22 protein-coding genes and 1 riboswitch are annotated in these 23,476 nt (G+C 40.4%); of the genes, 7 read left to right on the top strand and 15 right to left on the bottom strand.

Annotated elements, in window-relative coordinates:
• Positions 1-10 precede the first annotated feature (10 nt).
• A complete protein-coding gene (locus tag ABFU83_RS02620) occupies positions 11-907 on the bottom strand; it encodes an alpha/beta hydrolase (protein WP_347068703.1) in 897 nt (298 codons plus the stop codon).
• 47 nt (positions 908-954) lie between these two features.
• Positions 955-1,377, bottom strand: a complete 423-nt coding sequence (locus ABFU83_RS02615) for a MarR family transcriptional regulator (RefSeq protein ID WP_347068701.1) — start codon at positions 1,375-1,377, stop codon at positions 955-957.
• 508 nt (positions 1,378-1,885) lie between these two features.
• On the opposite strand from ABFU83_RS02615, the gene ABFU83_RS02610 reads away from it, so the two are divergent.
• The 3 genes from ABFU83_RS02610 (at position 1,886) to ABFU83_RS02600 (ending at position 6,306) form a co-directional block, all read left to right on the top strand.
• A complete protein-coding gene (locus ABFU83_RS02610) occupies positions 1,886-4,261 on the top strand; it encodes a TonB-dependent receptor (protein WP_347068699.1) in 2,376 nt (791 codons plus the stop codon).
• Between the two features lie 142 nt (positions 4,262-4,403).
• A complete protein-coding gene (locus tag ABFU83_RS02605) occupies positions 4,404-5,123 on the top strand; it encodes a DUF4198 domain-containing protein (protein WP_347068698.1) in 720 nt (239 codons plus the stop codon).
• Between the two features lie 22 nt (positions 5,124-5,145).
• Positions 5,146-6,306 (top strand): PepSY-associated TM helix domain-containing protein, encoded by a 1,161-nt coding sequence (locus ABFU83_RS02600; protein ID WP_347068697.1) that lies wholly within the window; start codon positions 5,146-5,148, stop codon positions 6,304-6,306.
• A gap of 28 nt (positions 6,307-6,334) precedes the next feature.
• Here the strand turns inward: ABFU83_RS02600 and ABFU83_RS02595 are convergent, their stop codons facing one another.
• The 8 genes from ABFU83_RS02595 to ABFU83_RS02560 form a co-directional block, all read right to left on the bottom strand.
• On the bottom strand, positions 6,335-6,874 hold the full coding sequence (locus ABFU83_RS02595) for a DUF4252 domain-containing protein (RefSeq protein ID WP_347068695.1): 540 nt from the start codon (positions 6,872-6,874) through the stop codon (positions 6,335-6,337).
• A 62-nt stretch (positions 6,875-6,936) separates the two neighbouring features.
• Positions 6,937-7,476, bottom strand: coding sequence for a DUF4252 domain-containing protein (locus ABFU83_RS02590; RefSeq protein ID WP_347068693.1), 540 nt, complete (start codon positions 7,474-7,476; stop codon positions 6,937-6,939).
• A gap of 25 nt (positions 7,477-7,501) precedes the next feature.
• Complete coding sequence (locus ABFU83_RS02585; RefSeq protein WP_347068691.1) at positions 7,502-7,939, bottom strand: hypothetical protein; 438 nt, start codon at positions 7,937-7,939, stop codon at positions 7,502-7,504.
• Positions 7,917-8,435, bottom strand: coding sequence for an RNA polymerase sigma factor (locus tag ABFU83_RS02580; protein ID WP_347068689.1), 519 nt, complete (start codon positions 8,433-8,435; stop codon positions 7,917-7,919). The genes ABFU83_RS02585 and ABFU83_RS02580 overlap by 23 nt, the downstream gene beginning before the upstream one ends.
• Before the next feature lie 151 nt (positions 8,436-8,586).
• On the bottom strand, positions 8,587-9,552 hold the full coding sequence (locus ABFU83_RS02575) for a T9SS type A sorting domain-containing protein (protein WP_347068687.1): 966 nt from the start codon (positions 9,550-9,552) through the stop codon (positions 8,587-8,589).
• An 89-nt stretch (positions 9,553-9,641) separates the two neighbouring features.
• On the bottom strand, positions 9,642-10,691 hold the full coding sequence (locus ABFU83_RS02570) for a DUF5074 domain-containing protein (protein ID WP_347068685.1): 1,050 nt from the start codon (positions 10,689-10,691) through the stop codon (positions 9,642-9,644).
• A gap of 11 nt (positions 10,692-10,702) precedes the next feature.
• Positions 10,703-11,782 (bottom strand): DUF5074 domain-containing protein, encoded by a 1,080-nt coding sequence (locus ABFU83_RS02565; protein ID WP_347068683.1) that lies wholly within the window; start codon positions 11,780-11,782, stop codon positions 10,703-10,705.
• 5 nt (positions 11,783-11,787) lie between these two features.
• Complete coding sequence (locus ABFU83_RS02560) at positions 11,788-13,614, bottom strand: TonB-dependent receptor (protein WP_347068681.1); 1,827 nt, start codon at positions 13,612-13,614, stop codon at positions 11,788-11,790.
• Positions 13,615-13,645: 31 nt separating this feature from the next.
• Positions 13,646-13,881, bottom strand: a riboswitch (cobalamin riboswitch).
• A gap of 106 nt (positions 13,882-13,987) precedes the next feature.
• On the opposite strand from ABFU83_RS02560, the gene ABFU83_RS02555 reads away from it, so the two are divergent.
• The 4 genes from ABFU83_RS02555 to ABFU83_RS02540 are packed head-to-tail and all read left to right on the top strand — an operon-like array spanning position 13,988 to position 17,770.
• Positions 13,988-15,130 (top strand): ABC transporter substrate-binding protein, encoded by a 1,143-nt coding sequence (locus tag ABFU83_RS02555; RefSeq protein ID WP_347068679.1) that lies wholly within the window; start codon positions 13,988-13,990, stop codon positions 15,128-15,130.
• A gap of 1 nt (position 15,131) precedes the next feature.
• Positions 15,132-16,163 carry an iron ABC transporter permease gene (locus ABFU83_RS02550; protein ID WP_347068677.1) on the top strand — a complete coding sequence of 344 codons (1,032 nt, stop codon included), beginning with the start codon at positions 15,132-15,134 and terminating at the stop codon, positions 16,161-16,163.
• The gene (locus ABFU83_RS02545) at positions 16,163-16,951 is read left to right on the top strand and encodes an ABC transporter ATP-binding protein (protein ID WP_347068675.1); all 789 of its coding nucleotides are present in this window, start codon (positions 16,163-16,165) and stop codon (positions 16,949-16,951) included. Before ABFU83_RS02550 ends, ABFU83_RS02545 begins: the two co-directional genes overlap by 1 nt.
• A gap of 45 nt (positions 16,952-16,996) precedes the next feature.
• Positions 16,997-17,770, top strand: a complete 774-nt coding sequence (locus ABFU83_RS02540; RefSeq protein WP_347068674.1) for a dienelactone hydrolase family protein — start codon at positions 16,997-16,999, stop codon at positions 17,768-17,770.
• Between the two features lie 99 nt (positions 17,771-17,869).
• Here the strand turns inward: ABFU83_RS02540 and ABFU83_RS02535 are convergent, their stop codons facing one another.
• The 5 genes from ABFU83_RS02535 to ABFU83_RS02515 all read right to left on the bottom strand — a co-directional run bounded on the left by ABFU83_RS02535 (position 17,870) and on the right by ABFU83_RS02515 (position 23,402).
• Positions 17,870-18,301, bottom strand: coding sequence for a VOC family protein (locus ABFU83_RS02535; protein WP_347068672.1), 432 nt, complete (start codon positions 18,299-18,301; stop codon positions 17,870-17,872).
• A gap of 126 nt (positions 18,302-18,427) precedes the next feature.
• Complete coding sequence (locus tag ABFU83_RS02530; RefSeq protein ID WP_347068671.1) at positions 18,428-19,009, bottom strand: pseudouridine synthase; 582 nt, start codon at positions 19,007-19,009, stop codon at positions 18,428-18,430.
• Positions 19,010-19,054: 45 nt separating this feature from the next.
• Entirely contained in the window at positions 19,055-19,939 is an 885-nt protein-coding gene (locus ABFU83_RS02525) for a thiopeptide-type bacteriocin biosynthesis protein (RefSeq protein WP_347068669.1), read from the bottom strand.
• A gap of 11 nt (positions 19,940-19,950) precedes the next feature.
• Positions 19,951-22,170, bottom strand: coding sequence for a lantibiotic dehydratase family protein (locus ABFU83_RS02520; protein ID WP_347068668.1), 2,220 nt, complete (start codon positions 22,168-22,170; stop codon positions 19,951-19,953).
• Positions 22,171-22,187: 17 nt separating this feature from the next.
• Positions 22,188-23,402, bottom strand: coding sequence for a lanthionine synthetase LanC family protein (locus tag ABFU83_RS02515; protein ID WP_347068666.1), 1,215 nt, complete (start codon positions 23,400-23,402; stop codon positions 22,188-22,190).
• Positions 23,403-23,476 lie beyond the last annotated feature (74 nt).

The raw sequence follows: 23,476 nt of genomic DNA, 5'->3' as shown, positions 1-23,476 counted from the left end.
TTTTAGACAACTATTTCTTTTGGCGCTTGGTATTTGCGACAATTAACTCAGTCACACCAGTATAACATTCCGGTGGAATAGCATGTCCCATTCCATTTATCAACTGAAGTTTGGCATCCGGAATAGAACGGGCTAAATCCTTGGCACATTCCGGATGAAAAATCGGATCTTCCGTACCGTGAATAATTTGTGTGGGTACCATTATTTTGTTTAAAATTGCTTCCTGATAGCTCCAGGATCCCATGGCCAGCAATTGTCTTAAAACACTATTCCCGGGTTGGGAGCGTTTTAATTCGGCTTCAATCATCTTGCGTTCCTGTTCTTCATCCAATGGAAAAGCAGTTCCTGCAATACGCTTTGCAAAAGTCAGTGCGTGCGTAATATAGGCCTCGTGATCTATGGATGCATCGACCACCGGTTTTGTCATCATAGCCATAACATCCGGTGCGACCGGTGGCAAATTCGGATTTAAAGATGTTGCCATAATGATGGTTAACGACCGTACTCTTTCCGGATAATTGGCGCCTAGCAATTGCCCGATAATGCCGCCCATCGAACGCCCAACAATATGTGTCTTATCGATTTTCAGATGATCCAATAAGGCAATCACATCGGCTGCCATATCGTTTAACGAATACGGAGGGCCAACCCTTTTCACTTTTTCAAACGCTTTTTCAAGATCACCTTCATAATCATTTTTAGAATCGGGTTTATAAACGGAAGCGCCCGAATCCCGGTTATCCAAACGGATTACCTGAAACCCCTTTTGAATCAATAACTGGCAAAAAGCCTCGTCCCAACGAATTAACTGGCTACCCAGACCGGGAATCAACACGATACTTTCCGGATTATTTTCGCCTAAAACGGTGTAGCACAATTCGACATTATGTATTGAAATTGTATTCATCTTAGTATAAACTTTTCTTTTATTCTATTTTTTTAGCTAAAACCCGATTACAGATTCCCTCCCAGTTCGGCCAGCAACTCCGCCATCAACTGTATGGATTTCCCTTTTTTAGCGGGTAGTAAAGTATTGGCAATTTGTTCGGCGGTTACTTTTGCTTCTTCGAATAGCTTTTCACCATTTTCAGTAATCACGACATAACTCACCCGCGCATCCCGTTCGTTGACTTCCCGTGCCACCAGTCCGATTTTCTCCAGCGGAGCCAGCAAGCGGGTTACACCGGAAGCTGTTAATCCGATTCTTTCGGCCAGATCAATTCGGCGCATCCTTTGTCCGGGCGCATTATACAGTACATAGAGTATCATAAAATCGCTAAATCCGATACCATGAACACTCAGCGAATCGAATTTTCGGGATACGATCGATTGCACTTTAGCCATGTTAAGTAAGAAATTCAAATCTTTATTTATCATTGAAATATATTTGAGTTATCAAGTATTTATTTTTTACAAATGTAGTTTTTTTTTAGGAATTACCATTTAATTTATTACGATCCCGATTTATATCCGAAAATAAAATAAACTCCCTAAAAAATAAGGAAATTATCGTTTAAGATGACGTTTTTTTTTAGCACTCCAATCAAAATTTAAATCTTAAAATTATATCACTAATAAGTGACATAAACCTGATTACCCGCAAAAAGAAACCATTATTAAAGTTTTTTCCTACTATTTAAAACACAACAAAGTAACATAACTCGACAAAAAAGAAAATAATTGTCACAGCTTTAAAAAACCGTATTACAATTTTTAGAAAAAAAATCTTATAATTTTTCACAAAAATGCAGGCAACAAAAACAATAAACAACTCACAAACAACAACTTATACAATATACTTTATTTATTCTAAATTAATTTGTCTATTCCAAGCTTGCCTTTTAATTTTGCATTAAAATTTAATCAATCTAAATAAAAAGATAGAATGAACAGACAAATCCTAGTGTTATTATGGAGTCTATTTTCTCTGGTAACATTTGCTCAAAACAAAGGAACTATAAAAGGGGTTGTTCAAAATGAATCCGGAGTAGCACTCCCAAATGCCAGTATAAGCGTACTGAAAACCTCGATCGGAACGTCGACCAATTACGAAGGTCAGTACACCATTTCCAATCTGAATTACGGCACCTACACCCTACGCGTAACCATGGTAGGCTATAAAAGAACCGAAACCAAGATTACCCTAAACGCAGCACAAAGCACACTACCCAACATCATTCTAAAAGAAGTTGTAAACGAATTGGACGATGTTGTGATCAACGAGAAAAAAACAAACAAATTCACGAAACGAAGCAGTACAACCGTATCGAAAATGCCGTTAAAGGATATTGAAAACCCACAGGTTTATGTATCCGTTCCGGCAGAATTATTAAAAGAACAGGTTGTGACCAACTTTAACGAAGCGCTAAAAAATGCCACCGGGATCACCCGTTTATGGGAATCGACCGGTCGTGGCGGTGATGGAGCCGAATATTTTTCTATGCGTGGTTTTTCGGTACAACCCACCATGTTAAACGGTTTACCGTATATCAACAATGGTAAAATTGATTTTTCCAATATCGAAAGTATTGAAGTGATCAAAGGACCTTCCGGAACGTTATACGGAAGCAGCCTGATTTCCTATGGTGGTTTGATTAATGTCGTAACCAAAAAACCATACGAAACCTTTGGTGGCGAATTGTCGTACCAGGCCGGAACATACGGACTTAACCGTGTAACCGCTGATATAAACACCCCACTGGGCAAAAACAATGATACCTTTTTACGTGTTAATGCCGCCTATCAAAATGGAGATTCTTTTCAGGATGCCGGTTATAGCAAATCCTTTTTTATCGCTCCGTCGTTAACCTATAAAGCATCCGATCGCTTAACATTTATGATCAATACAGAATTTTTAAATTCGGAAGGATCCTATGCACCGATGTTGTTCTTAAATAGAAACTCCCCTCTTCCGTTTACCGATATTAAACTGTTTGACAAAAATTATAAAAATTCATTTACGTCAAACGCACTATCCATTAGCAATCCGACCTTTAGTTTACAGGCGCAAATGCTATACAAACTATCGGATTCGTGGACTTCACAAACGGCTATTTCCAGAAGTACAGCCAAATCGGACGGTTATTATTCTTATTTATATAGCAGTGGAACAGACGATTCGTTTACCCGCTATATTACCAAAGCCAATGCACAAACCAATAGCACCGATATCCAGCAAAACTTTATCGGTGATTTTAAAATTGCCGGTTTACGCAACCGTATGGTCGTAGGTTTGGATTATTATAATGGTATTCAAAAAGACAACGGTGCCGGATGGGCCGCTTTGGGTGTGGTAACCTTATCCAATAGCCAGGATACCGGAAACCTAACCCAATTGGCTGCCGATACCGCTTTGGCAACTACCGACTTTACACGATCGAATGCCGAAACTGAAACGTATGCCGCTTATATTTCGGATGTCATCAATATTACACCTGCATTATCGGCGATGGGAAGTTTACGTGTGGATCATTTTATAGGAGAAGTAGGAGACGAAAAGAAAGGACAAACCGCTTTTTCACCGAAATTCGGTTTAGTATACCAACCGATTCAGGACAAATTATCCGTTTTTGCCAATTATATGAACGGATTTAAAAACGTATTACCGCAAGCTATCACTAACTCGGTAACCAACGAGCGCGAAGGCTACCGTACTTTCGATCCTGAAAAAGCAAACCAATATGAGTTTGGTGTTAAATCCAGCTTTTTTAACAATAAACTAAGTGCTACCGTGAGTTATTACAACATTACGGTAAGTAATATCGTAATGAATGTGGGTAATGGTCCTGCAACCTATACACAAGGAGGCGAAATCAAAAGTAAAGGTCTTGAAGTGAGCGTAGTAGCCAATCCGGTTGAAGGATTAAACATTATTGCCGGTTTTAGCACCAACAATGCCGAAGTAACCAAAGACCTTGAAACATCAGGATATTTAGGATTGCGCCCGGAAAGTGCCGGTCCGGAAACACTGGTAAATCTTTGGGCTAATTATACGTTTACCGAAGGTAGCATTAAAGGATTTGGTTTTGGTTTTGGTGGAAATTATGCCAGTGATCAAAAAACATTAAACCGTTCGAATATCGGGACTTTTGTCCTTCCAAGCTATACGGTAATTAATACGGCTTTATCCTATACTGCCGATCGATTCAATATCATTTTGAAAATGAATAATATTTCGAATGAAAAATATTATTCGGGATGGTCAACCGTTAGTCCGCAAACATTGCGTTCGATTACGGCTGGATTAACCTATAAATTCTAATTGATTTTAGTTTGTTATACAGGGTATTTTTAAAATGCCATATCCTATAACCTGCCAGATTTCTGATTTGGCAGGTTTCCCACAAAAAGAGCTACTCCTTTGAGTTGGCTCCTTTCTATTTTAACCGTTAAACTCGTATGTTATGAGAAATCTGATTTTAATTTTTACACTTTTTATTCTGGGTGCTACCAAAAGCTTTGCCCATTTTATGTGGATCGAAACCACCTCAAAAGGAAAAATCAATACGCCACAGGAAGTTCGGGTTTATTTTGGCGAATACGGACATGATGTTCGCGAAAAAGTAGGCAGTGATACTTTTAATAAGATGAAACGTTTCACACTTTGGGCAATCGCGCCAAACGGTGAAAAAACAAAACTGGATGTAACACCGTCGGATCTTTTCTACAAGGCTTCCTTTACACCGAAAACCAACGGAACCTATACTTTTATTCTGGATAATGATAAAATCGAGGTTATTGATTTTACCAAATACAATTTCGGAATTTTTAAAACCCATTATCATGCTACAGCCAAAACAACCGTTGGAAATGGTTTAGCGGATAGTGTTTCTCAAAATCCATCGGGTTTATCGATAGCCGACATTTCTAAAAAAGCAGGTGAAGTAACGCTAAAAATCACCTATAAAAACGAACCGTTTTCCGAAAAAGAAATCGATTTATTTATCCCGGATCAATGGTCCCGAAAAATAAAAACCGACAAAAACGGAACGCTAACGTTTAAAACGCCGTTTAAAACGCAATATGTGGTGGAAGCTACTCAAAAAGAAGAAACACCCGGAAATTATGATGGCAAAGACTATCAGTTTATCTGGCATAGTGCTGTTTATACCTTACCAAACTAATTGCTAAAAAACGTTTTTCAGGATGGCTAAAAAGAAGAAAAGAGACTTTAAATATTGGATTGGAAAAATGCATTTGTGGCTGGGACTGGCTTCTGGCATCATTGTACTTTTTCTTTCCGTAACCGGCTGCATTTTTGTATTTAACGAAGAAATTTCCAATTGGCTTCGGAAAGATGTACTATATGTAACCGAAAAAGCCGAAAAGACACTTCCGGTTAGTCAGTTATGGGAAACGACCCAACAGCAAATTGGAGAACGTATTAAAAATGCCTCCATTGTTATCTATAACGATCCGGATAAAGCCTGGACCTTTCGCAGTTATAAACGAAAAGACAAGCCTGATTCTATTTTTCATTTTGGGAATATCGAATATTACCAGACGGTTTATGTGAATCCGTATACCGGGAAGGTTTTGGGTGTTTATGATGAAACCACCGATTTTTTCAATATTGTAAAAATGCTACACTGGAGCTTGCTGTTGGAAACAGAAATCGGACAACCCATCATCGGCTGGGGTACTTTTACTTTTGTAATTATGCTGATTACCGGTATCATTTTATGGTGGCCCAAAAACAAAGCTGCTCGCAAACAGCGGGTTTGGTTTCAGTGGAAAGCCACCACACAATGGAAACGTAAAAATTACGATCTGCACAATATTCTGGGTTTTTATATTGCTTCGATCGCGATTATCATTGCGTTTACCGGAATGGTATGGGCTTTTACCTGGTTTCAGGCGATCGTTTATGTTGCCGGTTCGGGAACGACCACGCCACCGGATGTTAAAACCGAAAAATCGATCGTAACAAAACCGGGAACAATTTCGGCATTGGATAAAACACTGGTAATTTGTCGGGAAAAATACCCATCGGCAAGTGCCTATAATTATGGGAAACCAGCCGGCGCAACTGATGTGATCAACGTATATATACAACAAATAGACGGTGCGTATTATATCCATCACAATTTACAAGTTGATCAGTATACCGGTAAACTATTATTACAACGGGATCACAGTGCTAAAAATTTTGGAGAGAAACTGATCACCGCCAACTATGATATTCACGTAGGGGCAATTCTGGGAATTCCCGGAAAAATACTGGCGTTTATCGTCTGTTTTATTTGTGGTATGCTTCCGGTAACCGGCTTTTTAATCTGGTATGGCCGAAATTTTAAAAAGAAATAAAAAAAGCCCTGACGGGCTTTTTTTATTTTTAGGGTTTCCCCATTAATTGTTGTAATGGTTTTAACTGCTCCATATCGATGTTTCCTTTTTTCATCAATCCGAATAAGGCCATTACATCGTTTGGATTCATATTGTCACCAATAATTCGCGCTACGGCAAATCCGTTTTCGCTCTTACATCCGTACAATACAAACTCACTGATATGGTCGGTATCGCCCACAAAGTAAATCGCAGCACCATCTTTTCCATTTCCGGCTTTTACCAATTCCTGATACGTCGGATCTTTTAAAATTTCTTTTACTTTACTGCGTTCCACATCAAATTCCTGCTGGTTTTTACCATCGGCTTTAAAAGCCAGTACATTCATTTTTTTAAAGGATTCCAGGGCTTTTTTCTCTTCCGTCGAAAGAGCTACTTTATCCACATTGATAATGCTCGGAGAAATATCGACCGCTAAAAATTCTTTATTATCCGAATTTTCTACAAAATATTTCTGTAAACTCGGTTTGGTTTCACAACCGGTCAGTGCTAATGAAAGTACGACCAATAAGGTGCCTATTCTTTTCATAATATCCGTATTAATGTTAAAAAAACCTGTTCACCAAAGATGAACAGGAATTCTGATTTATATTATTTCTGTGATGCTTTCTTTAAAGTTTCACCGCCCGGAAGTTTCATTTTCTCGGTTAAGGCTGAAATTTCATCTAAATCGAAATTACCGGTTAACGACATCAATACGGTTTCATTACCTTTTCCGCTTCCGCCTTCGATATACATTAAGAGCTCTTTAATCTGACTGCTGGTTGCTCCTGATTTTACGTAGATTTTTACGTTTTTACCGTTATCATTAACCCGCATCAGTTCTTCCAACGGATTCGCTTTTAAATAGGCCGTCACACTGCTTTTCATTTCTGAAGCGGGTTTCGCACTAGTCGTTGTATACACTTTCAGGTTATCCAGTTTTTTTAGTAAGTTAATGTACACCTGCGTTTGCTTGTCGGAGGCATCCATTTTTACTTTACTCATCATTTCAAACATTTTCTTATTTACCACTACAGACGTGACATCGTCCTGATCGGCAAATTTTTCAAAAGGCGATTGTGCCAATACCATACTTGGCATGATTATTAAAGCGATCGCTACTACTATTTTTTTAACTATTGTTTTCATACTGTTTTTTGTTACTTGTTGGTTTTTATTTAAAAATTGTTTTGGTGGTTTTTTCGTATTCTTTCATGTACCCCATACCTTTTACGCCGAGATTAACATTTTGCGACACCATTTCGAGTGCTTTTTGCGTTTCCTTATAAGCGACTTCCGGGTTTTCGAATGATCCGAGGTCCTGTTCCTGAGGTTTTTGGTTCAGGAAGGTGAAAAGTCCAAACAAAAGCGCGACGCTCGCAGCTACAGAAATCCACGCTACATAGTTACGTTTTCTGGGTTTTAGTGGAACTGTTTTTGTAAACTGTTCGTCTTTTGCCTGGGCGAAATAGCCCAACATTGCGCGATACTGCTCGTGATGTGGCGCCACATCGGGCTGCATAAAGTAGTTTTTCAACTCTTTTTCTTCGGCAATACTGGTTTCACCTGAAAAGTATTTTTCGATTAACCTATCCATTGAATTGAATTCCATAATTGTGTTTTTTAACCAATTGTTCTCTTATTATTTTTCTTGCTCTCGATAACGCTACCCGAACTGCTGTTTCGTTCATGTCCATAATTTTAGCGATTTCCGAGAATTCATATTCTTCCACATCCCGTAACTGGAGAATTAACCGTTGTTGTTCCGGGAGGTCTTCCATTATTTTTTCGACCCAATTCCAGCTATCTTTATCTTCCAGTTGTCTTTGAGCACTTGCCGTACCATCGGAATAGTTATTGTGAACAATTTGCAAATTGGATGCTCTTTTCGATTTTAACTGATCCAGACAATAATTTTTAGTCATCGTCATTGCAAACGCTTCTACACTATTATAATTCGACAGTACGTGGTTATTTTTCCATAATTTCACCAAAACTTCCTGAGTCGCATCTTCCGCTTCTTCAGTACTCACAAGCAAACGTTTTGCCATCCGGAACAGTTTGTCTTTAAAAGGAGAAATTACTCTGATGAACTCCTGTTGATTCATAATTTAGGGTTGGTTAGTTTTGGTTTATATAATGAAGACGAACACGGATTTGTTTTGTTACAACCGTTTTTAAAATTTATTAAAAATAATAAAAAAAGCAGGCAGAAATCGAATATTTCTGCCTGCTTTTGTTCTCAAAAAAGTAGTATTATTATCGTACAATCAGCTTTTTAACTTCTTTCCGTGCTTCGGCTTCTAAAGTGATCATATACGTCCCCGGAGTTAAATCGGATACAGAAATTTGTTTATGATCTCCTTTTTGTAGTTGTTTTACCATACGTCCGTATAGATCGTAAATTACAATTGTTGTTTCTTTTTCAGAACGAATGTTTACGAAGCCGCTGGTCGGATTCGGATACACGGAAAACAACTCCGGGTTAAAATCTTTTGCGCCCAATGTGGCCTGATTGATCACTCCAACTGCATCCAGATCGAAACCACCGGAACCAAACGGTGTTGGATACGGATCGTTCACTATATTTCCAAAACTGTCGCGACTTGCATATTGCGGATCGATTGTTCCAATCACATCGATTACTTTCACATGTGTAATTCGGTCTTTATTCAACAACGGATTATCCGGGATATCCGACAAATCGAACGGCGTACCGAAGTTAGCTCTGTATTTTCCTGCCAGGTTATTGATAAAACGGCAGTCGATATTTCCGAATCCGTCAACCTGAGTAGCCGTTTGTGTTTCACTATGCGCCGGGAAACGGAAGAAATTAACCCCATCTGAACTCACTTCCACAAAAGCCAACTCTAAAAAAGTATCGGAAAAACTGTTTTCAAAAACAGCGAAATCAAATCCTGCTCCGTTGGCAATTGGCTGAGCAAATGTTAATATTGCATTACCGCCATCGCCCAAACTTACAATTCCACTTCCATCTGGAGCACCGGTAGCCGCTTCTGCAGAACCAACATTTGCAAATGGCCCGTTCGGATTCGTAATATTTTGCGGCCCCTGAACCACTGTCGCTCCAGTTGCCCATGCCACAAACTGAGAACTACTGGCTGCAATTGCCGTAGATCCTTCCTGCCCAGCTGGCGGCGCATAGGATTGTGCATTTATAATTGTTGTTAGCCCCAATGAGGCGATGAGTAGTATTCTTTTCATATTGTAGTATTTTTTTAAGTAAATCGGTAGCCGACTTTTATAAAAAATAAGCTACCTATAAAGGGTAGCCTACTTTTATAATTTCAGTTTTAATTATTGAGATAGAAACCATTTGTTCCTATTCCTGTCTCCTTTTGTACTAATACCGCACCAGTAGTACTAAAAACGGTAACCTGACTTCTGGCTACAAACCCTTTGGCGTCCGAAACATAAATTCGTCCGTTAATTGCTGCAAACCCATAGAATGTCGAAAAGTCGTTATCTGCTACGGTAAAAATTGGTGTTTCACTTACCGTTGTTTCATTCAATCCTACACGGTATACCCCATTACCTTTGGTAAAATAAACCACTTCCCCATCGATATCCATATTACGGGCATTTGCCAGAGAAACCGGAAACGTAGTCGTTCCGACAATCTGATTATTCGCTGTATTAATTGCATATAGTTTGGTTTCGGTGGTATTCCCGCATAATGCATATAACTGTGTTCCTTTGGCCTCGATAGCATTCAGACCATCAACTACTGTTAACGTGGTGCTAATGGTATTCGTTGCGGCATCAATCACCGTGATTTCGTTTCCGCTTCCGTAGGCCGCATTCTGAAGGTATACTTTTCCGTTAACAGCCACTACTTTTTCGATGGTTTTATTTACCGGAATCGTAGCTAATTTTACAAAGGTTTCCGTATCGTATACCGTTACATTTTTCGAAACAGCATTGGTCACATATAGTTTACCATTTAATGCAGCTGCATATCGCGGCTGACTCAATCCGTCGGTAATCGCCCCCAAAGAAGCGAACGTATGACGGTTGACTATTTCAATTTTATTAGAATTATTGATCAAAATAAAAGCCTTATCGCCATAAAGCGTCATGCTTTGTGCTACATCACCAAGGATCTTACCCGGATTAACCGCCGGAAAAATACTCGCCTGAAAGTCCTGGAAGTTATTCGACAGGAACGATACCGAAGCATTCGGTGTCATAAAATTTCCTTCGTTCAACATAAAAACACCATTATCATAGGCTTCTAAAGGTGTTTCTATTACGACATCTTCACTTTTACTACAAGAAGCAAAAGCGAAATATAAAAGGAGCAGTGTTAGTATGTTACTCCATTTTATGCTATTCCATTTCATACGAATCGCTATTAATTATTGAAATAGAAACCGTTTGGCATTACCCCAACGGTATAGGTTTTCTGTAGTGTGCCGGCAACATCGTAAACGGTTACTTTTCCGTTTGCTACATAATCGATTGCGTCACCTACATAGAATTTACTATTTTGTGCGGCAAAACCATACACGGTAGTTGCTGTTGCCGTAAAAATTGGAGCAGTTGGTAAAGCCGCTGCTCCCAGGTCTTTTTTATACACGCCTTTACCTTTCATAAAGTAAATGCTACCAGCATCGATATCCATAAGCGCCGGATGCTCACCCGCAGCAAAAGTGAAAGACTGCGCTATTGCATTGCTTGCTAAGTCTACTTTTACCAGTTTTGCAGATGTTTCAGTACCCGACCAAGCCGGTTTTCCAGAACATAGTACATATAATTCGTTATTGTTGATTTCGATAACTGATGGCACATCACCAACCGTAATCGTAGTCTGTACTACATCAGAACTATTGATCAACGAAATTTTGTCATTAAAACCATAACCTCCTTTATGTGCTACATATAAATTGTTATTATAAGCTACGATTTGCTCCGGCCCTTCAGCTACAGCGATATTTCCTGCAATCTGATTGGTTGTAAGATTTACAATCGCTACATAGTCATCGGTAGCCACACCTGCATCACCCCAGTTGGTTACATATCCTTTACCATTGGCAAAAGCGATATATCTTGGGTTTTGTAATCCGGTTTGGATGGTTGCCACACTTTCGAAAGTATAACGGTTTACCACCTCAATTTTGTTGCTTCCGTTTAAAACGATATACGCCAGGTCACCGTTAAATCCAATACTTTGTGCTGTATTTCCCAAAACTTTTGTTGGGTTAACCGTATTGAAAATATTATTCTGGAATAAGGTCGGGAATTCAGATGAGATATAGCTTACCTCTGCATTCGGGGAACCGAAATTTCCTTCGTTCACTACCAAAACACCTTTTTCATAGGCTCCTTTTGCTACCGCTGCCGGTGCTTCTTTGTAAACGATTTCCTCATCGGTACAAGAGGCAAAAAACACCGCTGTTAAAAGGCCTAAACCAAGTAATTTGTTGATTTTCATTTGTTTTAAAAAATTAAAGTTAGGGTTACGTTATAATTTCTGCCTGGCATTAAGCGACCGGCAACACTTTCATATTTTTCGTTGGTAAGGTTTCGAACCTGCGCGCCAAGGCGATAGGTGTTTTTCTTTCCGATACGGTAATCAATCCCAAAATTGGACACCAGATAGTCTTTTACCATATATTTTGGATTGTTGTCCGATAAGGTAAATACTTCACCATTATATAAGGTCTGGTAATAGGCTCCAAAATTTTTAAAGGCATACGATACCGCTCCGGTCAATTTGTGATAAGGCACATAAATAAGCTGCTTGTTGGTGTTTTCATCTTCCGACACCGTATAGGCATAGGTTCCTTTTAAGCCCAATTCGTGCAATCCGAGTTTATGAGTGTAATCCAATAAAACTTCTGCTCCGTAGGATTGTACTTTGTCGGTGTTTACCGGAGCCCAATAGCCTTCACTCGTAGGAAGCCAACGCAACATGTCTTTTATTTTCATATAATAGGCTGTGGCTGTCAATTGTAATCCGCCAAAGGTAAACTCCTGTCCGAAGTCGGCCTGATAGGCACTTTCCGGTCGAAGATTCAGGTTTCCGCCCGGCTTCCAATAGAGGTCATTAAAGGTCGGAATACGGAAATTATGGGAACCGTTTAGTTTTACTTTATACCAGTTGGTAATGGCATAGGTCGCTCCGGCCGAAAACAAAAACGGACTTTGATAGGCATCAGTGATTTCTTTTCGTCCGCTTACTTCGTAGGTAAACGCATCGGATACCTTATGTTTAAACAGTATTACTCCGGAACCTATTTTGCGTTTGGCTTCACCAATACCTTCACCTTCTCCATCGTTGATCGTATAATCGATAATGGCGTTCAGTTTTATGTTTTCGGTGATGGCATATACCACATCGTATTTAGCGATGAAGGTCTGCACTTCCCCAAACGAAAAGTTATCACTTTGAATATTGTCGTAATATTGATAGCGTTCTTTTAGAAAAGCCGCTTTGACATTCGACGTGAATTGCCCTGCGCTATTGGTCCATACTAATAAATTCCGACTGTTTGCATTTCGGTATTTGGTTCGGATCGCATTTTCGGAAGTAATCGAAAAATGCCGTTCGTCTTCGTAAAACTGACTGTATAATTTCAGGATGTTTTTATCGTTGATCTTATAACCGATATTGGCATTGACCGTCGCATTATAGTATTCCCCATTGGTATTTTTTTCGTCCGATCCGACAAAAGGATAATCGTTATCCGAACTGTTCCGGCTAAAACTGATCTGCGTATTCCACTTTTTAGTTCCGGCATTCAGACGATACTGTGTATTGATCGTATTAAAACTACCATAACCCAGATACAATTCATTCTGGAATGCTTCGCGGAACCGGAAGTCGGTATTTAAGTGAACCGTTCCTCCGATGGCACCACTTCCGTAGACCACACTTCCACCACCCGATTTTACCGAAATGGAATTAAAATCGCGCGTAGTAACCGTATTAAAATCCGTTTGACCCAATAGCTGGGAATTGATATTGATCCCATTCCACAACACGGCCGTTTGTTGCGCTGTAGTCCCTCTAAAAGAAGCCGACGACACCATTCCGTATCCGTTTTCCTTAAAATAGATCACGGAATTATAATTTAAAAGAGACGTTAAAGCCGGTTGATTTTGCTGTATAATCGAATCGTTTAGTTTTAAAACCGTTTGCGACACGGTATTATCGCGTAGCTGAACGTCCGACACGATCACTTCGTTCAGGTTAATAGTATCGTTCTGAGCCAATAGCAACTGGCTCAAAAACAGCAATACGAAAAGTAGTTTTAATCTCATAGTCTTAACAAGCCTTTTTTCCCGAAAGCTTTTAATTATTATTTACTATGGCAGGTCTCCTGGCTTGCGTCCTGTGGTTCACCTTCCCATAACGATACGTTACAGTGGTCGAAGCATAACAACAGGCATTCTCCGTTTTTTCGGAAGAACAAAGCTCACAGTTGCGGGTACAGCTCAAGATTGTATCCATTATATCGGACGGCACTTGATTCCCTTTTAATATACTCAGCGAAAGGCTTAAGTATAACCATAATACATTGCAAAGATAGTCGTAAGATTGAAATTATCTAATCCTTAAACCTTTTTTTTGCACATCTCACAAAAATACATCGAAAATAAATTTATTTTTGCAGAAACCGCAACCGTCATCATTATGAAAAAAACAGCGCTTTTAGCTTTGCTTTCTCTGGGATTACTAACCGCTACCAGTTGTAAAAAAGACACACAAACTTCCGAAAAAGCGGTTGTTACCGGAACCAATAGCATTCAATATGCCAAAGGACTTTCTCTTCAACATTACGATGGATACAGCGTGGTAAAAGTGACTAATCCGTGGCCGGATGCAAAAGAAGGCTTTACCTATATTTTACAGGAAAAAGGCGGAATTATTCCGGACAGTCTTCTAAAATACACCACTATATCAGTACCGGTACAATCGGTTGTGGTAACCTCAACCACTCATATTCCGGCATTGGAATTATTAGGCGTGGAAGACAAACTGGTTGGTTTCCCGAATACGGATTATATTTCTTCCGAAAAAACCCGGGCGCGTATCGATACAAAAAAAGTAAAAGAAGTCGGTAAAAACGAAAGCCTCAATACCGAAGTGATGATCGACCTCGATCCGGGTGTTGTCGTTGGATTTAGTATCGACAGTAATAACAAAACCTATTCCGCATTGGAGAAAGCCGGTTTAAAAGTCGTGTATAACGGCGACTGGACCGAACAAACTCCATTAGGAAAAGCCGAATGGATCAAGCTAATCGGTGCTTTATTCGGAAAAAACAAAGAAGCCGAAACCCTGTTTAACAACATCAAAAAAGACTATACCGAAGCACAGGCCATTGCCAAAAACGCCACCAAACAACCCACCGTATTTAGCGGTGCAATGTATCAGGATACCTGGTATTTACCGCAAGGCGACAGTTGGGCGGCCGTTTTCCTAAAAGATGCCAATGCCAATTATTTATGGAAAGATTCCAAAGGAACCGGAAGTGCTTCCGTTTCGTTTGAAGCCGTTTTTGACAAGGCACAGAATGCCGATTTCTGGATTGCGCCGGGCGATTATTCATCGATTAAAGAATTATTGGATGCCAATCCGCATTATGCACAATTCAAAGCATTAAAAAACAAACAAGTTTATTCCTTTGCTTTAAAAAGAGGTCCGAAAGGAGGTTTTATGTACTTTGAACTGGCACCAACCCGTCCGGATCTGGTTTTAAAAGACATGATCCGTATTGTACATCCGGAATTACTACCGGATTACCAACTGTATTTTTTCCAAAAATTAAACTAATTTGACCGCGACCAACCGCCATAAACTACTATTCGGATTACTGGGAATTACCCTGATCGCACTTTTTCTGATCAATATCGGAACGGGTTCTGTTTCCGTACCTTTAAAGGAAATCCTAAACAGCCTGACCGGTAATGAAGTCAGCAAAAAATCGTGGGAATACATTATCCTGAATTACCGATTGCCAAAAGCCTTTACCGCTATATTGGCCGGAATGGGCTTATCGATCAGCGGTTTGTTAATGCAGACCTTATTCCGCAATCCGCTGGCGGGACCGTATGTTCTCGGATTAAGTTCCGGAGCGAGTCTGGGTGTTGCTTTTGTAATTTTGGGTGCGGGAATCTTACCGGTATTTTTACGCGAGCTACTGGTTTCGTCCTACGGAATCGTAATTGCTTCCACATTGGGTAGCTTTTTGGTTTTAATGGCCGTTCTGTTTGTATCGCGTCAATTACGGGACACGATGGCAATACTGATCGTCGGTTTGATGTTTGGAAACTTTGCCTCAGCCATTGTAGGCGTATTAACCTATTTCAGCACCGCCGAACAATTACAAAAATTCACATTCTGGTCGTTGGGAAGCCTCGGTAACCTGTCGTGGACATCAATCACAATACTGTTTATCACCGTGTTTATCGGTATGCTGTTAAGTTTGATCAGCATCAAACCCTTAAATGCTTTACTTTTAGGCGAAAATTATGCTCGTAGCCTAGGGATCAACTTTCGAAGAATCCGTTTTATCATTATCATCGCTACGAGTTTACTGGCCGGAAGCATCACTGCTTTTGCCGGACCGATAGCCTTTGTCGGATTAGCCGTGCCGCATATGGCCAAATTGTTGTTTCAAACCAGTAATCATGCGATATTATTCTGGGCGACTTTAGTATTGGGCGCAGCGATTATGCTTTTATGCGATACGCTTTCGCAACTACCAGGAAGTGAAATGACCTTACCGATTAACGCCATCACTTCACTGATCGGTGCTCCGGTGGTAATCTGGTTATTACTCCGAAAACGCAAAATGATCAATTAATGGCGACAACACAGCACAACATATTGACAACTTCGGGTTTGACCATTGGTTACAAAACCAAAAAAGCGACCACCATCATCGCCGAACAACTGCAATTGGAATTACCTTTGGGTAAGCTCATCACGCTAATCGGCAGTAATGGTATTGGAAAATCGACCTTATTACGTACCCTTACCGGGATTCAGAAACCGTTGGAAGGAACCGTTTTACTTAACGATAAAAATATTAGTGCCTACGAACCACTTGAACTGGCGCAACATTTAAGCCTGGTACTCACCGAAAAACTACCGCCGAGTAACCTTAGTGTTTTCGAACTGGTAGCCCTTGGTCGGCAACCCTATACCAACTGGCTTGGGACACTTTCGGACGAAGACATCGCTCAGATTAAAAAAGCCCTGGAACTGACTCAGATCACACATCTGTCCGATAAAAGACATTATGAGATTAGCGACGGACAATTACAAAAAGTACTCGTAGCCCGCGCGTTGGCGCAGGATACGCCACTTATTATTCTGGATGAACCGACTACACATCTGGATCTTTTACATAAAGTGACCTTGTTTCAACTTTTAAAACGACTGGCACACGAAACCGGAAAATGTATTTTATTTTCCACTCATGATATCGACCTGGCTATACAACTTAGCGATGAAATGATTGTGATGTTACCGGGAACCGTTTTACAGGATACACCTTGTAACCTGATTGCGAATCAGATATTTGATCAGCTTTTTAAAGATGAAAACATTGTATTCGACAGCGAAAAAGGGAAGTTTATCATTCGCTAAATCCAATTCGGTTTTGTAATTTTAACCGAACAAAAAATAATTATCATGAACTGGAAAACCCCAACCACTGCTCTGATATTAATGCTAACCAGCAGTATTGCTCAGGCACAACTCAAAACAGTCGATTATTCCGATGGTAAGCAAGCCCTTCAGGGTTTGATGGCTACTCCTAAAAAATCAAAAGCCAATAAGCCGGGCGTACTGATTTTACCCGCCTGGATGGGAATTGACGCCAATGCAAAAGAAAGCGCTCAGGAATTGGAAAAACTGGGCTACTATGCTTTTGTAGCCGATATTTATGGCGTGGGCAACAAACCGGAAAATACAAAACAAGCTGGAGAACGTGCCGGTTTTTATAAAAAGAATCCGTTGGAATATCAAAAACGTATCCGACTGGCACTTGACGAATTGGTAAAACAAGGTGCCAATCCGAAAGAACTGGCCGTAATAGGTTATTGCTTTGGCGGAACCGGTGCCATTGAAGCCGCACGGGCCAATTTCCCGGTAAAAGGTATTGTCTCTTTTCACGGTGGATTAGCAAAAGAACCGAACGAAAAAACCGGGCTTATTCAACCAAAAGTACTGATCCTTCACGGTGCCGACGATCCGTATGTACCGGAAAGCGATATTAAAAACTTCCAACAGGAAATGCGCGATGCGAAAGCCGACTGGCAGATGGTGTATTATGCCAATTCCGTTCACGGTTTTACGCATAAAGATGCCGGAAGCGACAACAGTAAAGGTGTAGCTTATAACGAAAAAGCAGCCAAACGTTCCTGGAAAGCCATGCTTGACTTTTTTGATGAGATTTTTAAATAAAGTATAAAAAAAACTGTCCGGTTTCTGGAACCTAACAGGTTGTATGATCAAGTTTTATGGACCTGTCAGGTTTTGAAAACCGGACAGGTCTTTATTTTATTATCCTTTTTGTTCGTAATCGTAGTTTACCATCCAGTGGATTCCGAATTTATCGGTAAACATTCCGAATAAAGCCCCCCAGAATGTTTTTTCCAAAGGCATGGTTACTTTTCCTCCGGCTGAAAGTCCTTCGAAAATACGTTTTGCATCCGCTTCCGAATCAGCATTGATGGAGATCGAAATATTATCCCCGGCCGTAACCCTATGTCCGCCGCAACCTTCTGCAGAATCACTTCCCATTAAAATTGTTCCACCAATTGGAAGACTTACGTGCATGATTTTTTCTTGTTCCGATTCCGGCATGGGCTGCTCGGAAGGCATATCTTTAAACTTTCCTTTGTACTGGAATTCACCACCAAATACCGATTGGTAAAAATCAAACGCCGCCTCACAGGTACCGTTGAATGTTAAATAAGGATTTACATTTGCCATAATTTTGTTGTTTTTTGTTTGTTTTGTTTGGAATCTCAAATGTAGCCAATATTCGAATCCGACACCTAAACCGTTCGTTATTTTTTAGGATGATCATCCGGTATCTTTCACTAAAAAAATACGTTGTTATACTGTTTCGGGCAGTTCAAAATGTTGCACTTCGCGCACCGCTCCGGCTTCCAGATTTTCTAACGTCAGATTACCAATTCGCACGCGAACGAGACGTAACGTTGGAAAGCCTACAGCCGCTGTCATTTTTCGTACCTGACGAAATTTCCCTTCGGTTAACGTTATCGAAACCCAACTGGTTGGCCCGTGTCGTTCGTCGCGGATTCTCCGCCCAACACCTATATAATCCGGTAATTCGGTTATAAGCCTGGCTTCGCAGTTTTTTGTCGTATAGCGCGTTCCTTTTACTCCGATTTCGACACCGTTTTGTAAGGCTTTAACGGCTTCGGGCGTAATGATTCCGTCTACCTGAGCATAGTACTCTTTGGCTACGGTTTTGCTACGCACTTTTTCACTCATCATTCCATCGGTCGTAAGTAACAACAATCCCTCCGAATCTTCATCCAATCGGCCGATAGCCATCGTTCCCTCCGGAAAAGCATAGAGTTCACCCAGTAGTTTTTTATGTCGTTTTTTTTCATAAATAAACTGACTCAGATAACCGTGCGGTTTGTGGATCAGGAAATGATGGTGTGGCATAACAGTGGTATTTGCAGCAAAAATACACTTTTTTAATCGTAACGATTAACCGGAAATCGTTAACTGCGCTTTCTTTTCGCGCGCCAACACCGAGGTGTAATAACTGCACAACAGGTCGTATAATATCATTTCACACTGACGATTGTTGGAATCAAACAAACGATTCATCATCATATGAATATGACTCCCCAACACATCGTCCAAACGTTCCGGTTCCAACGCTTCCCGTATTCTATTTGCCGCTGTCAGAATAATCTTATTTCTTTCCAGAAGCAATGCTTTTAGGTCGTTTGAATCGGGATTGCTTTTCATAAAACGATCGATTTCATTTTTATGATTCCGGTATTTTGTACTCAGGTCTTTTTTGGTCATAGCATTTACCTGAAACTCTTTAAAAAATCCGGTTCTAAGATGCTCCGTCAGCTTTTTTCGGGCCATCATATCATACTCAAAAACACTCAAAAACGAATCGATTGCCGCCATTCCGACCATCCATCTTTCATTATCATTATCGGTAAGCTCTAATACGGTAAGTAGTTTGACCATACATTCGCTATCGTAAAAAAAGAGCGTTTCGGTTTCTTCCATTACCATTTCTCCGTAACGACTCAATTCCCGTTCGTAGGTTTCGGTTTGGATTTTCCAGATTGTATGCTGATCCGACAAACGGCGAAACGTATCCCGAAAAGCGAGAATCACCAATCCGATATGTTCCGGTTCCGTCAGATGCAATCGCAGTCGCAAGTGATGTTCCGGGTCGGCATAGCGGATAAAAAACCATTTATCGATTACTCCGTCGCGTAACAAACCGGTTACCACCGTGTATAAATGATTGTACAAAACCGAATCGGTTGTTGCAAAACCGGTATAAATCTTATAATACAGCCATTCTTCCCCTATAAGAAAAGTTGCTTTGACATTGTTTTCCATTTGGTTCCTTTTTAAGATCGGGTTTTAAAAAAAGAAAAAATAAACTCATTGGCGAAATACTCCGTTTCGTTTCCACCTACCAGCGTTGCATCGGTTCCCAGAAATTCTTCCAGCTCGAACACACTTTTTTTCGCAACAGCCGAAACCAACATCTGAAAGGAGGTCAGGTTTTCCAGATTTAACAACAACTTATTATCCCCTTCAACCAAAACAACATATTGCGGTATCTTTCGTTCGTGTCGCCATTGAGTAACTTCCGCCAAACCGGAGATCGTATCGATAGCCTTTAGTTTTTCAAATTCTTTTCCTACTACTTTCCATTTGGCTTTGGACAGAATAATGGTATCATATTCCACTCGTGGCAGAAAATTCGATTCGTCACGTTGAACACCCCAGTTAAAATACAAACCACCTCTTTTACCCTGTGCTTGTAAATCGCATAAAAAATGATAGACCGGCAAGGAATTGTAACTGTAATTATGTGCATTGGTGAGTCGGGGCAAAACCTCTTTATTGTGCTTACGGGAACGTAAAACGATTCGGCCGCTTTTTATCGAAACGTATAAATCGGTTATCGGGATCTGATTTTCCGTGGGTTTACCCGAAGTCGCCAGATACGGGATCTCGAATTGTCTGAAATCCGGTCGCATTAGTACATTCCCTACTCTATTTTCGGGTAAATGAATAATTTCCGATACCAATTTATCCGGATTTAGTTCTTCTTCCGCCCGAATAATAGTGCGCGCATGTTTGTCCATTTGTGGATCACCCAAACAAAAACGCCCCATCAGATTGGCAGCGCCCGATCCTCCTACAGAGCGGATCACCAACTGCTCCTCTTTTTCGCCTTTTACAACCTCTGCTACTACCGAAAATGTATCCGGAAGGTCATCCCAACCTGCTTCGGTTCCTTTTAAATCGGCTTCATCAATCCGGATCACTGCACTTTTATTTTCCCGTGCTTCCTGTATTTTTCGGTATAAAATACTATCAAGTGCCGTCCAACGCACTTCTTTTCGTTTTTGCGTTCCAACATTCGGCACACGGATATTATGCAACAGCGTGTTGATTCCTCCTTTGTAATTATTGACCGGATAACCAATACCCAATTCATTATCCAATACCAGCGATAACGGAACCTCCCGGTCTTCGTAACGTTGACGGAACTTTTCCATGAATTGTTGTAACTGCGGATTTTCGTTTTTGGGCGTTATCCGATTTAATACGGTTATCGCCTTTTGTAGCGGAACTGTTACTACCTGCGCCAGTACATTCCGACTGGCGTTCAGGAACATATCCGTTTGAAAAATAAACTTTTCATCAAAAGGGATTTCGAACCGGCGTAGTGTTTCGATCAGATCATGATAGCGTTCCGGATCATTTCCTAAAGTATGATCAAGTGCGTCTATTTTTGCAGCAACTTCTGCCAATAACGTCACCTGTGCTTCCGCTCCTTTTATGTTTTTAAGTAGGTTAAGCGTTTGTCCGATAAATTCCGTTCCGGAAACGGAAAGCTCCATTTCACTAACCAATATCTGATTATCGACTAGTTCGTCGATAAATTCCGTAGCTTCCGTTTCGGTAATTTCATCCGAAACTAACGCTTTAACCAAAGTCGCTTTAAAAGCACCCGTTTGTGCCTGTTTGAGACAATCCCGAATATAATCCGAACCTTCAATCTCGATCAGATGATGGATGCGATTTCCGTTTTTATACAGACATTCCACATAACGGATATGATCGCCTATAAAATACAAACTGGAATTCGGATAATACCGCAGTTGTTCCCGGATCAACGGGTTGGTTGTAAACGATTGATTTAACGCTCCCACAAAATTCATATCCAAACGGGTATGCCGTTTATTTTGTGTATAATCGGTATTCCGGATGGCACTTTCTTCTGCAAAAGTTCCTAATCCACAACCGGCAAAAAGCCCAAAAGGAGTCGATCGGGAAGCCATTCGGGTTAAATATTTCAGAAAAGAGAGACGGATTTTCTGTATTTCTTTTGGGTCCTTACTGTTTCCGGATACCCATTTTTCTATTTCGCGATATAAAACCGGCGAAGCCAGAAAAACGGCTTCTTTTACAACCGGATTTTCAAATTGTTTTTTTATACTTTCGTCCGGTACCTCTTTTCCGGAAGTCAATTTCAAAAAATGATCGACCGGCAATAACGGCGTTCGTAAGACGTAATTGTCAAAGTTTATATAGGGCAATTTCTGTTCCATGTCATGGTGTTGAATCGTTACAAACTAAGGAATACTGCTTTGTCTACCAAAGGCGCTCCCATTGGAGAAATCGTTGCCAGATAGGCCGCTGCAACTCCCGAAAGACCTTCGAGCAACGAACTATCGTTTTCCTTTCGTTCGCCTCCATCATAAAGGCAATATCCTATTTCGGAATCGGCACCTGTTTTATAATCGTAGGTTTTTTGCAACCAATACTCTGCAGTTTCCCGGAACGCTATTTCGCCGGTACGGTCATAACTGTTTTTAAACAACAATGCCAATCCGGCTGTTCCGTGACACAATCCGGCGTCGTGGTGCATTGTTTCAGCGATCAACCTCCGGCTGGCAACCTGTTTTAATTTTGTTATCGTCTCTTCTTGTAAAGCACCATCCTGTAAGACATCTGCCAGCAATAAATGCGTGTGCAAAATCCCAAGATCCCCATAACACCAGGCTACTCTTGATGTTTCCGGTTTTGTCGTCCCGTTTCGATAATCATCTTCTAACAACATCGTCGGATAATATGATTTTATCGCTCCTAATTCCTGTGTATTGTGGCGGTAAAAATTCAGACTTTCTTTCAACAATTCTTTACAGGTATCCGTTTGGATATTATGTTTGAGACATTTGCCTAAAAAGTATTGGATTCCGGCATTTCCGTGTGCCAGACCAAAATCAATCTTATAGGCTTTTGTTTTAAAAAAATCGAACGTACTCCAATAACAGCTATTTTCTTCTCTTTTGGCGGTGACATTCAGACGGTCGATGACTTTTTCGGCATATGTCGACGCTCCTTTTTCTAAAAAATAAAGCGCCATTCCCATCGCGCCATGCAGGATATCCACATGATCCATTTCCAGATTGTCATTCAGATGCTCTGCGATAATTTCGTCAATTTCTTCGATGATATCTTTATAATCAGCTATATCGATATGCTTTTCTTCTGCCAATTGGTACAAGAGAAACCCATATCCCGCCAGACCGCCACTAAAAGACGGATAAAAAGCTTCACTTTCCGAAAGTAGGATATATACTTTATCAATATATTTTCTGAGAATGACAGGATCTACAAGTTCCGGAAATTGTTTCCGTATAGCTGTCAGTGTGAGAATGATTCCGGGTAGGCCGGTATGTAATGCGATTTGGGCGACTTTATTATCACGAAAAAGCAGTGTTTCGTTTTGCAGATACGCCGCTATTGTATTCAGTTCCTTATAACTATCAAAATTCATAAACAAAAGTAGGTTCAAGGTCATTATTAAATGCAAAACCGTTGAAGAACCGGTATTCTCCAACGGTTTAAATA

This window comes from Flavobacterium sp. WV_118_3, from assembly GCF_039778605.1.
GTDB lineage: Bacteria > Bacteroidota > Bacteroidia > Flavobacteriales > Flavobacteriaceae > Flavobacterium.
Note: the sequence above shows the minus strand (reverse complement) of the source record. Positions and strands in the feature narration are given on the sequence as shown.

Coding starts and splice junctions, on each gene's coding strand:
- ABFU83_RS02610 (WP_347068699.1), top strand. CDS start 1,886: ATGAACAGACAAATCCTAGTGTTATTATGGAGTCTATTTTCTCTGGTA.
- ABFU83_RS02585 (WP_347068691.1), bottom strand. CDS start 7,939: ATGGAATTCAATTCAATGGATAGGTTAATCGAAAAATACTTTTCAGGT.
- ABFU83_RS02520 (WP_347068668.1), bottom strand. CDS start 22,170: ATGGAACAGAAATTGCCCTATATAAACTTTGACAATTACGTCTTACGA.
- ABFU83_RS02570 (WP_347068685.1), bottom strand. CDS start 10,691: ATGAAATGGAATAGCATAAAATGGAGTAACATACTAACACTGCTCCTT.
- ABFU83_RS02530 (WP_347068671.1), bottom strand. CDS start 19,009: ATGCCACACCATCATTTCCTGATCCACAAACCGCACGGTTATCTGAGT.
- ABFU83_RS02545 (WP_347068675.1), top strand. CDS start 16,163: ATGGCGACAACACAGCACAACATATTGACAACTTCGGGTTTGACCATT.
- ABFU83_RS02575 (WP_347068687.1), bottom strand. CDS start 9,552: ATGAAAAGAATACTACTCATCGCCTCATTGGGGCTAACAACAATTATA.
- ABFU83_RS02620 (WP_347068703.1), bottom strand. CDS start 907: ATGAATACAATTTCAATACATAATGTCGAATTGTGCTACACCGTTTTA.
- ABFU83_RS02515 (WP_347068666.1), bottom strand. CDS start 23,402: ATGAATTTTGATAGTTATAAGGAACTGAATACAATAGCGGCGTATCTG.
- ABFU83_RS02595 (WP_347068695.1), bottom strand. CDS start 6,874: ATGAAAAGAATAGGCACCTTATTGGTCGTACTTTCATTAGCACTGACC.
- ABFU83_RS02560 (WP_347068681.1), bottom strand. CDS start 13,614: ATGAGATTAAAACTACTTTTCGTATTGCTGTTTTTGAGCCAGTTGCTA.
- ABFU83_RS02535 (WP_347068672.1), bottom strand. CDS start 18,301: ATGGCAAATGTAAATCCTTATTTAACATTCAACGGTACCTGTGAGGCG.
- ABFU83_RS02600 (WP_347068697.1), top strand. CDS start 5,146: ATGGCTAAAAAGAAGAAAAGAGACTTTAAATATTGGATTGGAAAAATG.
- ABFU83_RS02590 (WP_347068693.1), bottom strand. CDS start 7,476: ATGAAAACAATAGTTAAAAAAATAGTAGTAGCGATCGCTTTAATAATC.
- ABFU83_RS02580 (WP_347068689.1), bottom strand. CDS start 8,435: ATGAATCAACAGGAGTTCATCAGAGTAATTTCTCCTTTTAAAGACAAA.
- ABFU83_RS02615 (WP_347068701.1), bottom strand. CDS start 1,377: ATGATAAATAAAGATTTGAATTTCTTACTTAACATGGCTAAAGTGCAA.
- ABFU83_RS02555 (WP_347068679.1), top strand. CDS start 13,988: ATGAAAAAAACAGCGCTTTTAGCTTTGCTTTCTCTGGGATTACTAACC.
- ABFU83_RS02565 (WP_347068683.1), bottom strand. CDS start 11,782: ATGAAAATCAACAAATTACTTGGTTTAGGCCTTTTAACAGCGGTGTTT.
- ABFU83_RS02605 (WP_347068698.1), top strand. CDS start 4,404: ATGAGAAATCTGATTTTAATTTTTACACTTTTTATTCTGGGTGCTACC.
- ABFU83_RS02540 (WP_347068674.1), top strand. CDS start 16,997: ATGAACTGGAAAACCCCAACCACTGCTCTGATATTAATGCTAACCAGC.
- ABFU83_RS02525 (WP_347068669.1), bottom strand. CDS start 19,939: ATGGAAAACAATGTCAAAGCAACTTTTCTTATAGGGGAAGAATGGCTG.